We start from the raw sequence: 15,465 nt of genomic DNA, 5'->3' as shown, positions 1-15,465 counted from the left end.
GTCCTCCGACGGCGCCGCGATCGAGTTGCGCGAAGGCGAGGACGAGGACCTGGAGCGTGCGGCGGCCAACCTGGGCATCAACCTGTCCAGGAACGAAGCGGCCACCGTCGACGATCTGGCGAACTAGGCGGCCGGCCGGATGCCGCCACAGACGGCATCCGGCCTTCCGCGCATAACCAACTAGTGAACTTTTGCTCGAATTCGACCCGCACAGGGGAAAGGAAGTTACGTGCTAGACGTCAACTTCTTCGATGAACTCCGGATCGGCCTCGCCACCGCCGACGACATCCGTCAGTGGTCCTACGGTGAGGTGAAGAAGCCGGAGACCATCAACTACCGCACGCTCAAGCCGGAGAAGGACGGCCTGTTCTGCGAGAAGATCTTCGGTCCCACCCGGGACTGGGAGTGCTACTGCGGCAAGTACAAGCGCGTCCGCTTCAAGGGCATCATCTGTGAGCGCTGTGGCGTCGAGGTGACTCGCGCCAAGGTGCGCCGCGAGCGCATGGGCCACATCGAGCTGGCCGCTCCGGTCACCCACATCTGGTACTTCAAGGGCGTGCCCTCGCGCCTCGGTTACCTGCTCGACCTGGCGCCGAAGGATCTGGAGAAGATCATCTACTTCGCCGCCTACGTCATCGTGGCCGTCGACGAGGAGCTGCGGCACAACGAGCTGTCCACGCTCGAGGCCGAGATGGAGGTCGAGAAGAAGGCGGTCGCCGACCAGCGCGACGCCGACCTCGAGGCCCGCGCCCAGAAGCTCGAGGCCGACCTGGCCGAGCTGGAGGCCGAAGGCGCCAAGTCCGACGTCCGCCGCAAGGTCAAGGACGGCGGCGAGCGCGAGATGCGCCAGATCCGCGACCGTGCCCAGCGCGAGCTGGACCGGCTGGAGGAGATCTGGAACACCTTCACCAAGCTGGCCCCGAAGCAGCTCATCGTCGACGAGGTGCTCTACCGCGAGCTGGTCGACCGCTACGGCGAGTACTTCACCGGCGCGATGGGCGCGGAGTCCATCCAGAAGCTGATGGAGAACTTCGACATCGAGGCCGAGGCCGAGTCGCTGCGCGAGACCATCCGCACCGGCAAGGGCCAGAAGAAGCTGCGTGCGCTCAAGCGACTGAAGGTCGTCGCGGCGTTCCAGGCCAACGGCAACTCGCCGATGGGCATGGTGCTCGACGCCGTTCCGGTGATCCCGCCGGAGCTGCGCCCGATGGTTCAGCTCGACGGTGGCCGCTTCGCCACCTCCGACCTGAACGACCTGTACCGTCGCGTGATCAACCGCAACAACCGCCTCAAGCGACTGATCGACCTCGGCGCGCCCGAGATCATCGTCAACAACGAGAAGCGGATGCTGCAGGAGTCCGTCGACGCGCTGTTCGACAACGGCCGCCGCGGCCGTCCGGTCACCGGACCGGGCAACCGCCCGCTCAAGTCGCTGTCCGACCTGCTCAAGGGCAAGCAGGGCCGCTTCCGCCAGAACCTGCTCGGTAAGCGCGTCGACTACTCGGGCCGTTCGGTCATCGTCGTCGGTCCGCAGCTGAAGCTGCACCAGTGCGGTCTGCCCAAGCTGATGGCGCTGGAGCTGTTCAAGCCGTTCGTGATGAAGCGTCTGGTCGATCTGAACCACGCGCAGAACATCAAGTCGGCCAAGCGGATGGTGGAGCGGCAGCGGCCGCAGGTGTGGGACGTCCTCGAAGAGGTCATCGCCGAACACCCGGTGCTGCTCAACCGCGCGCCCACCCTGCACCGCCTCGGTATCCAAGCCTTCGAGCCGCAGCTGGTGGAAGGCAAGGCCATCCAGCTGCACCCGCTGGTCTGTGAAGCGTTCAACGCCGACTTCGACGGTGACCAGATGGCCGTGCACCTTCCGCTGTCCGCGGAGGCGCAGGCCGAGGCGCGCGTGCTGATGCTGTCGTCGAACAACATCCTGTCGCCCGCCTCTGGACGTCCGCTCGCTATGCCGCGTCTGGACATGGTGACCGGCCTGTACTACCTGACCCGCCTGGAAGACGGCGCGAAGGGTTCCTACCAGCCGGCCACCAAGGACGCTCCGGAGCAGGGCGTGTACTCCTCGCCCGCCGAGGCGCAGATGGCGGTGGACCGCGGTGAGCTCACCGTGCGTTCGCTGATCAAGGTGCGGTTGACCGACCAGCGTCCGCCGAAGGACGTCGAGGCGGCGCTGTTCCCCGAGGGCTGGCGCCGCGGCGACGCGTGGACCACCGAGACCACGCTGGGCCGGGTGCTGTTCAACGAGCTGCTGCCCGCGGACTACCCGTTCATCAACGAGCAGATGCCGAAGAAGCGTCAGGCGACGATCATCAACGATCTCGCCGAGCGCTACCCGATGATCGTGGTCGCGCAGACCGTCGACAAGCTCAAGGACGCCGGCTTCTACTGGGCCACGCGTTCCGGCGTGACGGTCTCCATGTCCGACGTGCTCGTGCCGCCGGAGAAGGCCGAGATCATGGAGCGCTACGAGGCGCAGTCGGATCAGATCGAGAAGAAGTACCAGCGTGGTGCGCTCGATCACCAGGAGCGCAACAACGCCCTGGTCAAGATCTGGCAGGAGGCGACCGAGGAGGTCGGTAAGGCGCTGCGCGCGCACTACCCGGCCGACAACCCGATCATCACGATCGTCGACTCGGGCGCCACGGGTAACTTCACCCAGACCCGTACCCTCGCCGGTATGAAGGGCCTGGTGACGAACCCGAAGGGTGAGTTCATCCCGCGGCCGATCAAGTCCTCCTTCCGTGAGGGCCTGACGGTTCTGGAGTACTTCATCAACACCCACGGTGCTCGTAAGGGTCTGGCCGACACCGCCCTGCGTACCGCCGACTCGGGTTACCTGACCCGTCGTCTGGTGGACGTGTCGCAGGACGTCATCGTGCGCGAGCACGACTGTGGCACCGAGCGCGGCATCGTGGTGCCGATCGCGGAGAAGCTGCTCGACGGCTCGATCATCCGCGACCCGCACGTGGAGACCTCCACCTACGCGCGCACGCTCGCGGCGGACGCGATCGACGAGCAGGGCAACGTCATCGTGGCGAAGGGCGCCGACCTCGGCGATCCCGCGCTCGAGGCGCTGCTGGAGGCGGGCATCACCGAGGTGAAGGTCCGCTCCGTGCTGACCTGCACCACCGGCACCGGCGTGTGCGCGACCTGCTACGGCCGCTCGATGGCGACCGGCAAGCTGGTCGACATCGGTGAGGCCGTCGGTATCGTCGCCGCGCAGTCCATCGGTGAGCCCGGTACCCAGCTGACCATGCGCACCTTCCACCAGGGTGGTGTCGCCGGTGACGACATCACCGGCGGTCTGCCCCGTGTGCAGGAGCTGTTCGAGGCGCGCGTGCCGAAGGGCAAGGCGCCCATCGCCGAGGTCTCCGGTCGCGTGCGGCTGGAGGACGACGATCGCTTCTACAAGATCACCATCATCCCGGATGACGGTGGCGAAGAGGTTGTCTACGACAAGCTCTCGAAGCGGCAGCGGCTGCGCGTGTTCAAGCACGACGACGGCACCGAGCGTCTGCTCTCCGACGGTGACCACGTCGAGGTCGGTCAGCAGCTGCTGGAAGGCGCGGCGGATCCGCACGAGGTGCTGCGCGTGATGGGCCCCCGGCAGGTTCAGGTCCACCTGGTCCACGAGGTCCAGGAGGTCTACCGCTCGCAGGGTGTGTCGATCCACGACAAGCACATCGAGGTCATCGTGCGTCAGATGCTGCGTCGCGTGACGATCATCGATTCGGGTTCGACGGAGTTCCTGCCCGGCTCGCTCACCGAGCGCGCCGAGTTCGAGGCCGCCAACCGTCGCGTGGTCGCCGAGGGCGGCGAGCCCGCGTCGGGTCGCCCGGTGCTGATGGGTATCACCAAGGCGTCGCTGGCCACCGACTCGTGGCTGTCGGCGGCGTCCTTCCAGGAGACCACCCGAGTCCTGACGGACGCGGCGATCAACTGCCGCTCCGACAAGCTCATCGGCCTCAAGGAGAACGTGATCATCGGCAAGCTGATCCCGGCCGGTACCGGTATCAACCGCTACCGGAACATCCAGGTGCAGCCCACCGAAGAGGCCCGTGCCGCGGCGTACGCGGTGCCGTCCTACGACGACACCTACTACAGCCCGGAGGGCTTCGGCGCCCCGACCGGCGCCGCGGTTCCGCTGGACGACTACGGGTTCAGCGACTACCGGTAATTCATCGGCTGTAACAGCATTCGGCCCCCGCTCCGTTTCGGAGTGGGGGCCGAAGTGCTATGGGGCTCTTGAAAATCGCTAGTTGCCTTGACGATTCACGGTGTGGGACGGAGTTGGCCTGCCCAGGGGGTGAGGACGGTGGTCGGGTAGATCGCGTCCTGGCCGCGGAAATCGAAAGCTTGATCGTGGCCGTAGTACCAGCTCACCGCCTGAACTGCCTTGTCATTCTTCAGGAAAAGGTAGTAGCCCCGAGGTGGTCCGTCACCGTCGCTACTGTAGGGCGTGGGGAGATCTTCCCAGCAGTTACTCGGGGTGCCAGCTCGTCTGTTGAGCTCTTCCGCCGTGATGTCTTGCGGCACATCGACCATCCGGTCCCAATCATCGCTCCAGCCAGCAGCGTGCGCGATGTCGGCCAACGTAACGGGTTCTGTACCGGTTGCCGCCTTCATCGCCTGCCGGGTGAATTCACGCACCGACCCTAGATTGTCGACGCTCGATGTCACTGTGTAGGCGTTTGCGCATCCTGCTTCGGAGTCGGATCGGTTCGGGCGAGACAGTACTCCACAACCCGGCAGGAGCGAAATAGCCACGGTCGCTGCCAGAATTGAAATGGTGGCTCGTGCTGTACTCATCGAATTTCACTTCCTTCCCGGGAGCGGAACCCCCACGCCGGGCGGGGGGCCGGTTTGTGCTTCGCTGACGGCATTGCTCCAAGTTATTTGGGACGGCTTGGTGTTGCCGTCCAGACCCTTGCTTTCGATGACGATCGCATTGCCATTGGCGATCTCGGTCCGGATCAGGTCCTTCAACTCCTCTGGCGACGCATTGGGATGGGCGAGCGCGACTTTGCGGCCGAGTTCGTTGTTGTATAAGTCCATAGCCTCGCGCTGAGGCGTATTTCCACCGCTTTTCTCGTGTGCCGTGGTGTACTCTTTTGTCCAATCCTCGCCGTACTTCTGTGTCATCAAAGCGTTCCAGTATGCGTGCCGGAAGGCATCGCCTTGGCCATCGTCTACAGAGTTCGGATACAACTCTTTCGCGGTATCTTTCGCAGTTTCTGTGAGCTGCACCTGCTCGATGACATGCGCTGGGCCCAACGGACTGCTCACGAGGAGCCTCTTCATCGCATCGATCTCTTCGGATGTCATGAGCGAGGGGTTGAAGTCGGGCTTGATAAGGCGGATTGCCTCCAGTTCCGCACCGAGCGGCCACAACTGAGGCTCACCTTTGGACACATCTGTTTGGTAGTCGGTGAGTATTTTCGCGAGCTTGGGATCGTCCGGCACCAGAGCAACGCCTTGCTTCACCGCATCGGGCAGCTTCTCGATCAAACGGACGAACTGCTCGGCGCCCTCCTGATCATCACGCTGGATGTTCCGCAGCGCACCCTGGATGGCACTGCTCAGCAGAGTGATCGTCAACTCTTTCGCGGCAACGGCGGCACCGCCGAACGGAAAGTATTTCTTGGATGTCTCCCAGTTGGAGTCGTGCGACAGCACCTCGCCGTCTTCCTGTACGAACAGGTTCCAGCGAGAGTCCTCGGCTTCCTTCTTCTTATCCCGGATGGTTTGAATATTGGCTTCGATGTCATCGGTGAGGGATCTGATCATCTTGCCCATTTCTTCGAGTACGTCGGCGGTGGTGATGCACTCGTCGCGATCCTTTCGACTACGTGAGCGGACGGAGTCTCCGGCTTCACTCTCGTAGTAGTCTCGTGATCGGTCGATCTTGCTCTCGGCGGACGTTGCTTCCTGCTCGACGCCCAACGCCGTTGAAAGCACGCTGGCCGCAGTCGTTTTGGCAGCTTCGAGGTTCCATTTCAGCACCTGCGAAACCTTCAGCAGCTTTACGCTCATCGACCCAACCTGTTGTGATCAGCGGCGCGTTCGAGGTCGACGGCTTCGTACGCGTCTGCCTGCGTACTGATTTCATCGCAGCGGTCGCGCAACCGTCGGGTGTGGTAGTCGATAACCGTATCCATTGCCTGCAAGACCTCTTCGATCTTGGTAGCGAAGTTCGAATTTTCCATCGCCGGCCGGACTTCCTTGCGGCTGTCGCGCGCAATCGGCGCTTTGGCGGCCAGTGCGTCCGCGTTCGTCCGCACCTCTTTTGCCAGCTCACGCATCCGCGCTGGGTCGACGTTGAACATCAGCGCCTCCGATCCCAGTCGGAGGGCTCGCGCCACTGATTGTTCTGGTAGGTGTCGTCGCGTCTGAGATGGGACGGCGTCCACTCCAGGGTGAGCTCGTTCGCCGTGAAGTTGTCCGGTGCCGACGGATCGCCCAGCGCTGTAAGGTTGTTCGGCGTCGACGGGTTGTCTGCGGGCGCATCGAAGATCCGCGTCGCCTCGGCGTTGGCGTTGTCCAGTGCGGCTCGATGGCGATCGATGATGAGTGCGGCCAGTCGGTCCGGACCGTTCTCCATCGCGTAGTCGGCGAGGTAGAGATCGGTGATGCGGCCGTTGACGTCGGTTTCGATGCTGACGCTGCCATCCATCGACCGAGCCGAGCCGCGCACTGCGGCGAGTTGTTCGTTGATTCGCTTGATTTCGAGCGCCCGCGCGCTCATGTCGTCCATTGGTTCGGGACTCCCCTCCTTCTGCAGCGAACAGACTACCCAGTGATCCTGCGGTGGGGAGTCCAGCTTTGCCCGACACGGCTTCTGCGACTACCGGTAGGTGACGACAAACGATCGCCCCGCTCGACTCGGAACGGGGCGATCGTCGTTCTACGGCGTAGTGGTCATGCTGGACGACCCGGATTGTTCTGTACCGCTGGATATTTCGTCGCTCTGCCGGAGGCGGCGGAGCGATTTCATTCTGTGAAACCATTGCCCGACTGCCACTACGGCCGAAAACACCGAAGTCGCCCCCGCGACCAGGGCAGTACTCGTGAGTTTCGCGGTGTCGAACTCGACCTTCCGTAGCCCTGGCAGCGGGTATTGTCCGTTGCCTGAGGCCCATCGGATCACGTAGCCGATTTGAACGCCGAGGTCGGTGGGCGGGCCGGAACCGACCATGGCACGCAACTCCGGACCTTTTGCATTGAGGTACACCAAGATACAGAGGACGAAAAGCGCTACCGCCACCGCGGAACCAGCGGTCAAGTGAGCGAGCGCTGTGGTGCGGGCCAATAGATTGACTACCGCGGCGACGACCGTGACGAAAATCGCCGCGGTGGCGAGAACGGCCCACATGCCGTTGAGGTTGCTGTGATTGGGCGGCTTCTGCGACCAGAGACCCACCAGGGTAGTGGTGATGCGGGTTTGACCGAACGCATTGCTGTAGATCGAGCCGTCGGGTCCACTGCTGCTGAGCCACGGCTTGAACAGCAGTATGAATGTGATGACGCATCCGGCGGCGGCGCACAGATAGCCCCAGTTTCCCTGGAGCGCGGTCGCGAACGGTTTCAGCGGCGTCAGGAGCCTCGCGACATCGACCCGCCGTTTTCGGGTACTGCCTTCGCCGTGGCTTGCCGAGTCATCTTGCCGGTGCTGCTGCTTGCTCGTCTGCCAAGGGGTTGGCTGCACCATGGTGACAAAATCCCTTCATCGTCGACGGGCACATGCTCGGTTCAGTCACTGACGGCTGGGCTGAGACTCGTATCCGACGGTTTCGCCTTCGACAGCGGGTCCGCGATCTCCTCGAGCGACCGGCCTTCCGCGTTCACGCCGAAGAACCAGGCGATCACGCCGCCGACGATCATGACCGCGGCGCCGAAGAGGTATCCCACGGTGAGCGGGAACCGATCGGGGCTCGGGTTGTCGGCACCGCCAACGAGATGACCGAACACGTACGGCGCGACGACACCACCCGCGGCCTGCGAGATCGCGAAGAAGAACGAGATGGCTTGGCCGCGCAGTTCCAGCGGGAAGATTTCGCTGACGGTGAGATACGCCGACGAGGCGCCGGCCGAGGCGAAGAAGAAGATGACACACCAGAAAGCTGTCTGGGTCGTGGCGTTGAGGATGCCCGCATCGAATGCGGCGGCGGAGGCGAGCAACAGCAGGCCGGAGACCACATAGGTCGCACAGATCATCTTCCGTCGGCCGATGCTGTCGAACAGCGGGCCGAGCACCAATGGGCCGATCAGATTGCCGATGGCGAACGGGAAGAAATAGTAACCGGTGTGATCGGCCGGTACGTCGTAGAAGTAGGTCAGGACCATTGCCTGGGTAAAGAAGATCGCGTTGTACAGGAATGCCTGCGTGACCATCATCGTGAACCCGAGGAAGGATCGGGAAGGATACTGACCGAAGAAGATCCGGGCCATCTGGAAGTAGGAGAGTCGATTCGTGTCGACGATGTCCAGGGCTTTGCGATCGTCGACCGGAGGAAGTTCGACGCCTTGGCTGCGCAGGCGCGCTTCGATCTCGTCGACGGTCTGCTCGGCTTCGGCGGCACGCCCGTGCGTGAGCAGCCAGCGCGGGCTTTCCGGGATGTGCCTGCGCAGGAAAATGATGACCAGCCCGAGGACCGGACCGATGAAGAAGCCGATCCGCCATCCCCAGTGGACCGGGATGTAGTTCTCGTTGTACAGGAACAGACTGGCCACCGCTCCCAATGCCGCACCGCCCCAATAGGTGCCGTTGATCGCGATGTCGACCCGCCCTCGATATTTCGACGGCATGATCTCGTCTATCGCCGAGTTGATCGCGGTGTATTCGCCGCCGATCCCCGTTCCGGCAAGGAACCGGAACAGGTAGAGAGACCAGCTGTTCCAGGCGAAACCGGCCAATCCGCTGCCGATGAGATAGATCGCCAGGGTCAGGATGAACAGCTTCTTCCGGCCGAGTTTATCGGTGAGCCGACCGAAGACGAGCGCGCCGACGACCTGACCGGCCAGATACCACGACGCCGTCGCGCCTACCTGACCGCTGGTCAGGTTCAGGGTCTCGGCGTTCTGCAGCGGCCCGCCCATGCTGCTGACGATCTGGATCTCGATGCCGTCCAGGATCCAGGACACACCCAGACCCACCACGATGAGCCAATGGAATCTGGTCCACGGAAGCCGGTCCATCCGGGCCGGAACCAGGCTTCGGATGCTTTCCTTCTGTGCCGTCGCCGCTCCGGATTCGCGTCTGAACAGGTGCACTAGCCGTCGCTCCTCACCGCCCCAGCGGAGTCTGGTTGCGCTTGGGTTACGTAGTTGTTGACTCGCTGTGAATTGTGCCACTATTTAACGGCACGATAAAGTGGGCGGACAATATCAACGACGTTCCTGCGGCGTGTCGCTCCGACGAAAGCCGCACTGCGACAGGCGAGTTGAGCGGGACTCGAGCCTCGGCTGGCGTGCCGTCGGCATGGAGTTCGGAGACGAACAGAAGGCTGCGCGAGCGCGAACCGTCCGTGGAGCGCGGCTCGAAATCCGCGCTCCACCAGCGATGTCAGCGCTCGCTGTCGAGCATCGCCATCTGTGCGGTCGCGTAGCGTTCTCCGGCGACTCGGTCGACGGGCACGGCCGATTCGATGACGGACAGCTCGTCGTCGGTGAGTGAGATGTCCAGGGCGCCCAGGGTTTCCGCCCAGCGCGTGCGTTTGCGAGCGCCGATGACCGGCACGATGTCGTCGCCGCGGGTCAGTACCCAGGCGATGGCCAGTTGTGCGACCGATACGCCCTTGTGCCTGGCGATTTCGCCCAGCGCGTGGACCAGCTCGAGATTGCGGTCCAGGTTCTCACCCTGGAAGCGGGGGCTGTGTGCGCGGAAGTCCTTGGCGTCGAACGTAGTTCCGGGCCGGATCGAATCGCTGAGGAGGCCGCGCGAGAGCACGCCGTAGGCCGTGATACCGATGCCGAGTTCTCGGCACACCGGAAGAATCTCCGCCTCGATGCCGCGCGAGATCAGCGAATATTCGATCTGCACATCCGAGATCGGATGAACGGCGGCGGCGCGGCGGATGGTTTCCACCCCGACCTCGGACAAGCCGATATGGCGGACGTATCCCGCCTCGATCAGGTCGGCGATGGCGCCGACGGTGTCCTCGATCGGGACGTTGGGGTCGAGCCGTGCGGGCCGGTAGATGTCGACGTAGTCGACGCCGAGCCGTTGCAGGCTGTAGCCGAGGAAGTTGCGCAGCGCCTCCGGGCGGCTGTCCACACCGCCCCACGTGCCGCCGGGGCCGCGCAGCGCACCGAACTTCACGCTCAGCACCACCTGCTCGCGTGGGCGTGCGGCGATGGCCCTGCCGATCAGCATCTCGTTGTGGCCCGCGCCGTAGAAATCGCCGGTGTCGATCAGGTTGACGCCGGAGTCCAGCGCCGCGTGGATGGTCGCGGTCGATTCGGCGTCGTCGGCCGCGCCGTACATGCCGGACATGCCCATCGCGCCGAGGCCGATGCGGCTCACCGTGGGGCCGGTCGCCCCGAGTCGTACTTCACTGCTCGTCTTTGTCGTCATGGAACCAGCCTGACCTGCGCGGACCCGGTGCGGGAGAGACCGTCTATCGGGGGAGTGGCGATCCCTGGCTGAGCTGGGCGCAGGGGAGGACAGTGGTGGCATGGACCGTGCCGAGCTCGCCGATTTCCTGCGCCGCCGCCGCGAGCAGCTCACGCCCGCCGACGTGGGGTTGCCGCCCGGCGTCCGGCGGCGCACGCCCGGCCTGCGCCGCGACGAAGTCGCGCTGCTGGCGGGCATGTCGACCGACTACTACACCCGGTTGGAGCAAGCACGCGGCCCGCGCCCGTCCACCCAGGTACTGGCCGCGCTCGCGCGCGCACTGCGCTTCACCACCGATGAACGCGACTATCTCTACCATCTGTGCGACCACGCGCCGCCGGGACGCGAGCCGACCGACAAACACGTCGGTCCCGGTCTGATGCACCTGCTCGCGAAACTGGACGACACCGCGGCCACCGTCGTCACCGATCTCGGCGAGGTGCTGGTGCAGAACCGGATGCACACGCTGCTCGTCGGCGATCACGCCGAGCGGCGCGGCTGGGACCGGTACTACGCCTACCGCTGGTTCACCGACATCCCGTCCCGCGCGATCTTCCCGGCGGAGGACTGGGCTCGGCTCGGCCGCCAGCACGTCGCCGACCTGCGCGCCACGGCCGCGCGCCGGGCGGGCGACGCGGACGTCGCCGAGTTCATCGCCAAGTTGCGTTCCGAGAGCACGGAATTCGATCGGCTCTGGGACGAACACGAAGTGGCGGTGCGGCTTTCTGACACCAAGCGCATCCTGCATCCGCAGGTCGGCCTGATCGACACCGTGTGCGAAACGTTGCTCACCCCGAACGCCGCGCAGCGCCTGCTGGTCTACCTTCCGCGTCCAGGCACGGACGCGGCCGAGAAACTGGACCTGCTGCGCGTGATCGGGACGCAGCAGCTGACCGCCGCCGACCAGCTCGACTAGGGCGCGGTCACGTACTGCAGCGCCGCGTCGACGGCGGGCTGCCCACCGCCCATGACGAATCCGGCCATCGCGCCGATCGCGGCGCCCGCGACCGCGGCGGCGGGCACCGTGATGAAGTCGAGCACGAAAAGCCCGAGCGGGAATCCGAGAACGAAGCCGATGGCCGCGCCGATCCCCGCGCCGGTGAGGATCGACGGCATGGCTTTCTCGGCCTCGGCGTAGAACCGCTCCTGCGCGCTGACGTCGCGCAGCGGTGCGTCGGTCAGGCCGGTCGGTGCGAGGGTGAGCCGGTGACCCGCGTCCTCGACCACCGGGCGCAGTGCCACGCGCTGTTCCCCGATACGCAATGCCATCGGCAGCGCGGCGACGATCTTGCCGTCCCGGTCGGACACCTGCACCACGCGATCGTCGTGGGTGAGCTCGAAGGTCCCGTCCTGGAGGGTGGCCACCGCCGCGCGCCGGTCATCGGTCGCGGCGACCTGGTAGGCGACCTGGTGGAAGGAGCCGCTCAAGTCGAGCGGAGCGTCGTCGGGCGCGGGTTGCGCGTGCGCGACGGTGGTGGTGATCGCGGTGGCCGCCAACGCCATCAATGCCGTCGCGGTGAAGTGGGAGATCCTCATCGTGCTCTTTCCGTGTGCCGCCCCCGTGTCCGGTTCGTCCGAAGAACATACCGTCCGGTGGGCGTTATCAGAAGGGTTGGGACACGGCCTCCTTCGGTGCGCGCCACGCGGAATTCGCTGTTGCGCTCGGCAAACCCGGGGCTCGTGTCGATGTGTGAACCAAGACGGTGGGTCGGTGCCTCTTGACGTCCACGCTGGCGCACGCAATACTGAACTAGATGGTTCAGTATGACTTCCTGGATGCCTCCTTCGGGGCGCTCGCGGATCCCACCCGGCGCGGGATCCTGGAGCGACTCGGCAGTGGGCCCGCGACCGTCAGTGAGCTGGCCGAGCGCTTCGACATGACGCTGACCGGCGTCAAGAAGCACATCCAGCTGCTGGAGGCGGCGGGCATGGTGGTCACGGAGAAGCGCGGCCGGGTGCGGTACTGCCGCCTCGGTGAGAACGTCTTCGACCGCGAAGTGGCCTGGATGCAGGGCTACCGGCGGATGGTGGAAGCTCGGCTGGATCGTCTCGGTGAATTTCTCGAGCGAACGGAGCAGGAACCATGAGTACAACCACGAACGACGCCGTTGTCACGACCGACACCGACCGCACCATCCACATCGAGCGCATCTTCGACGCCCCGCGGGAACGGGTGTGGGACGCCTACAGCCGAATCGAACTGCTCGCCCAGTGGTGGGGGCGCGGCAACAAGCTCGACATCGAGCGGTGGGAGTTCCGGCCGGGCGGCCACTGGCGCTTCGTCGAGCACTCCGACGAGGGCACCGACGGTTTCGAAGGCCGTTTCCGTGAGGTGACCCCGCAGGAGCGCATCGTGTACTCCTTCGAGTGGGACGGCATGCCCGCCTATGTCGCGATCGACCACGTCAGCTTCGTCGACCTCGGCGACGGCCGAACCAAGGTGGTCACCGACAGTCAGTTCCACACGCCTCAGGAGCGGGACGGGATGCTGCAATCCGGTATGGAGACCGGGCTCAATCAGAGCTACCGCGCGCTGGACGCGCTGCTGGCCCGCGGCTGATCCACAGACGCGTTCGGCCCCGGTCGCCGCCGCGAGTGGGGCCGAATCACGTCATCAGTCCCTGGCCGGACCGATGCGGCGTTTGCGTGGCTTGAGATGCAGCCCGGGCAGCGGCGGTGCCGGAATGCGCTGCTGCGGCGTGTGGCCCGAGATGTCGGCGAACCGGCTGACGTCGTGGTTCTCCCAGTCCGCGCGGGCCGCGACGATGTCCTCGTGGCTGCGGCCGACGAAGTTCCACCACATCACCAGTTCCTCGCCGAACGGCTCGCCGCCGATCAGCGCGAGATGAGCGCCCTCCGCGCTGCTGATGCGCAGCTCGTCGCGATCGGTGCCCAGGTAGAGCAAGGGGCCGGGAGCGAGTTCGTGGCCCGCGATCGTCACTTGGCCCTCGATCACCAGCACCGCGTGCTCGAAACGGGTTTCCAGCGGGACGGTGACATCGGTTCCCGGCTGCACCCGCACATCCGCGCCGACGATGGGCGTGTAGGCGATCGCGGGTGAGGTCACCCCGGCCAGTGAGCCGATCAGCACGATCGCCCTGAGGCCGGGAGCTTCCAGGACGGGCAGCTCGCGGTGCTGCTCGAAGTGCGGATCGATGCCGGTGCGGTCGCCCGGCAGCGCGATCCACAGCTGCAACCCGTGCCCGGCGGGGGCGCCGGGCACGGCGTACTCGGAATGGGCGATGCCGCGCCCCGAGGTCATCAGGTTCAGCTGACCCGGTTCGATCTGCACGTCCGAGCCGATCGAGTCGCGGTGCCGGATGCGTCCCTCGAACGGCCAGGTCACCGTCTGCAGGCCGATGTGCGGGTGCGGATTGATGTCCGGCGGAGCGTCGGTCTTGGTGACGGTCGGCGAGCCGAAGTGATCGAGGAAGCACCACGCGCCCACCGTCGGCAGATCCCGTTGCGGGAGCACGCGTTCCACGAAGACGCCGCGGACCCCGCCGAGCGGCACCTCGCGTGCCGGGTACAGCTCCGCGGCCGGACCTGGACCCGGCGCCGGTTCGCACAGCGTCTCCGCAGGGCGAGGATCGAGATCACTCACGACTGCGCCTCGCCGGCGCTCGGCTGGCGCTCGCTCACCGTGTGACGCCTTTGCCGATCACGTGCGCGTCGTACTGCGGATGTTTCTCCAGGTATCCCTTGATGAACGGGCACAGCGGCCGGATAACGCGCTCGCGCTCGATCGCGTCCTCGATCGCGTTCTTCGCCAGGATCGAGCCGAGGCCCTTGCCGGAGAACGCGCCGTCGACCTCGGTGTGGGTGAACACCGTCTCGTCGTCGCGCTCCTCGTATTCGGCGAAGCCCGCCAATTCTCCGCCGTGGAACACCTCGTAGCGATGCCGCTCGTCGTTGCGGACGACAGTGGATTCCGGAGCCGATTCGGTCATGCTTGCCTTCTCCTTCCGTGCGCGTACCGGGTGTCCGCTGAGAATCGAGACGCGGTTGAACGCGCCGATCGTGGTGGCCACCCAAATGACGACAGACAGCTGATCGTCCGTCAGGTACCGGCGAGCGAAAGCGTACTCACGCTCGATGGTGTCTTCGTCCGGAAGCGTCGCCGTGACCTCCGCGACCGCGAGCACGGCCCGCTCGAACGGGGTGTATGTGCCGCCGCGCCGCCAGCCGGGCAGCACGGCTATTTCCTGCTCGGTCGCTCCGGCCGCGAGCGCGGCCCGGTAGTGCACGTCGAGGCAGTACGCGCAACCGTTGAGCTGGGAGACACGCAGGTTGATCAGTTCGATGATCCGGCGATCCAGCCCTGCCGCCGCACCCGCGGCCCTGACCTCGCTCGCGACGCTGTTGAGCGCGCGGAACGCGGTCGGGGTCCGCTTGTCGATCCAGACGCGATCGTGCGGCGTATCGGGCTTCATATTCGTGGGATGTTAGCCCTCTTCGGTGAACTCACCCGAGCCGGACCACCGATAAGTGGACTCCGGTCCGGTGCTCGGGCATGAGGACCGGCGCGGGTGGATCACTCGATCTCCGTGAACCGGCGCAGGTCGAAGGGCTCGACCAGGATGTTCTCCAACGCCGCCACGCAGGCCTCCAGGTGCGGCGTCCGAAAGTGCGTCGCGAGGGCGTCCGCGTCGACCCACTCCTCCAGCAGCACCACCCGGCGCGGGTCGGTGGGGTGCAGATACAGCTCGTAGCCGATGCAGCCGTCCTCCGCGAGGGTCGGTTCGATCATGCTCTGGAGCAGATCCTTCAGTTCCGCCTCGCGACCCGGCTTGGCGGTGAAGCGGACATTGAGCGTCAAGGTCGACATATTCGTCTCCCGATCTCGT

The 15,465-nt window shown here is 65.3% G+C and carries 16 protein-coding genes; 5 read left to right on the top strand and 11 right to left on the bottom strand.

From position 1 onward, the window contains the following. Positions 1–127 (top strand): hypothetical protein (locus ON34_RS38640; protein WP_373291977.1); only part of this gene is annotated, 127 nt, incomplete at its 5' end. Positions 128–229: 102 nt separating this feature from the next. Next, complete coding sequence (locus ON34_RS24930) at positions 230–4,183, top strand: DNA-directed RNA polymerase subunit beta' (RefSeq protein WP_040783744.1); 3,954 nt, start codon at positions 230–232, stop codon at positions 4,181–4,183. A 95-nt stretch (positions 4,184–4,278) separates the two neighbouring features. Here the strand turns inward: ON34_RS24930 and ON34_RS24925 are convergent, their stop codons facing one another. The 7 genes from ON34_RS24925 to ON34_RS24895 form a co-directional block, all read right to left on the bottom strand. Next, on the bottom strand, positions 4,279–4,656 hold the full coding sequence (locus tag ON34_RS24925; protein ID WP_040783742.1) for a hypothetical protein: 378 nt from the start codon (positions 4,654–4,656) through the stop codon (positions 4,279–4,281). Between the two features lie 165 nt (positions 4,657–4,821). Then, complete coding sequence (locus tag ON34_RS33820) at positions 4,822–6,039, bottom strand: DUF6973 domain-containing protein (protein ID WP_051023072.1); 1,218 nt, start codon at positions 6,037–6,039, stop codon at positions 4,822–4,824. Beyond that, positions 6,036–6,332: a hypothetical protein gene (locus tag ON34_RS24915; RefSeq protein WP_040783739.1), complete on the bottom strand. Its 297-nt coding sequence runs from the start codon at positions 6,330–6,332 to the stop codon at positions 6,036–6,038. The genes ON34_RS33820 and ON34_RS24915 overlap by 4 nt, the downstream gene beginning before the upstream one ends. Then, on the bottom strand, positions 6,332–6,760 hold the full coding sequence (locus ON34_RS24910; protein ID WP_040783736.1) for a YbaB/EbfC family nucleoid-associated protein: 429 nt from the start codon (positions 6,758–6,760) through the stop codon (positions 6,332–6,334). The genes ON34_RS24915 and ON34_RS24910 overlap by 1 nt, the downstream gene beginning before the upstream one ends. Positions 6,761–6,910: 150 nt before the next feature. Beyond that, a complete protein-coding gene (locus tag ON34_RS24905; RefSeq protein WP_040783733.1) occupies positions 6,911–7,714 on the bottom strand; it encodes a hypothetical protein in 804 nt (267 codons plus the stop codon). A 41-nt stretch (positions 7,715–7,755) separates the two neighbouring features. Further along, positions 7,756–9,276: an MFS transporter gene (locus tag ON34_RS24900; protein WP_040783727.1), complete on the bottom strand. Its 1,521-nt coding sequence runs from the start codon at positions 9,274–9,276 to the stop codon at positions 7,756–7,758. 292 nt (positions 9,277–9,568) lie between these two features. Next, complete coding sequence (locus tag ON34_RS24895) at positions 9,569–10,579, bottom strand: aldo/keto reductase (RefSeq protein WP_040783724.1); 1,011 nt, start codon at positions 10,577–10,579, stop codon at positions 9,569–9,571. A 100-nt stretch (positions 10,580–10,679) separates the two neighbouring features. Here ON34_RS24895 and ON34_RS24890 point away from each other — a divergent pair, with 100 nt between their 5' ends. Beyond that, complete coding sequence (locus ON34_RS24890) at positions 10,680–11,534, top strand: helix-turn-helix transcriptional regulator (RefSeq protein ID WP_040783721.1); 855 nt, start codon at positions 10,680–10,682, stop codon at positions 11,532–11,534. Here the strand turns inward: ON34_RS24890 and ON34_RS24885 are convergent. After that, positions 11,531–12,154 (bottom strand): DUF8020 domain-containing protein, encoded by a 624-nt coding sequence (locus ON34_RS24885; RefSeq protein WP_040783719.1) that lies wholly within the window; start codon positions 12,152–12,154, stop codon positions 11,531–11,533. The two genes, ON34_RS24890 and ON34_RS24885, sit on opposite strands and share 4 nt — an antisense overlap. 218 nt (positions 12,155–12,372) lie before the next feature. Here ON34_RS24885 and ON34_RS24880 point away from each other — a divergent pair, with 218 nt between their 5' ends. Beyond that, the gene (locus ON34_RS24880; RefSeq protein WP_040783717.1) at positions 12,373–12,705 is read left to right on the top strand and encodes an ArsR/SmtB family transcription factor; all 333 of its coding nucleotides are present in this window, start codon (positions 12,373–12,375) and stop codon (positions 12,703–12,705) included. Further along, entirely contained in the window at positions 12,702–13,178 is a 477-nt protein-coding gene (locus tag ON34_RS24875; protein WP_040783715.1) for an SRPBCC family protein, read from the top strand. The genes ON34_RS24880 and ON34_RS24875 overlap by 4 nt, the downstream gene beginning before the upstream one ends. A 54-nt stretch (positions 13,179–13,232) precedes the next feature. Here ON34_RS24875 and ON34_RS24870 read toward each other — a convergent pair whose 3' ends face one another. The 3 genes from ON34_RS24870 to ON34_RS24860 all read right to left on the bottom strand — a co-directional run bounded on the left by ON34_RS24870 (position 13,233) and on the right by ON34_RS24860 (position 15,446). After that, entirely contained in the window at positions 13,233–14,222 is a 990-nt protein-coding gene (locus ON34_RS24870) for a pirin family protein (RefSeq protein WP_040783713.1), read from the bottom strand. Between the two features lie 34 nt (positions 14,223–14,256). Then, a complete protein-coding gene (locus ON34_RS24865) occupies positions 14,257–15,051 on the bottom strand; it encodes a GNAT family N-acetyltransferase (protein WP_040783711.1) in 795 nt (264 codons plus the stop codon). A 101-nt stretch (positions 15,052–15,152) separates the two neighbouring features. Further along, positions 15,153–15,446: a putative quinol monooxygenase gene (locus ON34_RS24860; protein ID WP_040783709.1), complete on the bottom strand. Its 294-nt coding sequence runs from the start codon at positions 15,444–15,446 to the stop codon at positions 15,153–15,155. Positions 15,447–15,465: the final 19 nt, after the last annotated feature.

Origin of the sequence: Nocardia pneumoniae NBRC 100136, from assembly GCF_000308755.1 — a bacterium.
Lineage (GTDB): Bacteria > Actinomycetota > Actinomycetes > Mycobacteriales > Mycobacteriaceae > Nocardia > Nocardia pneumoniae.
This window is presented reverse-complemented; position numbering and strand designations above follow the sequence as displayed.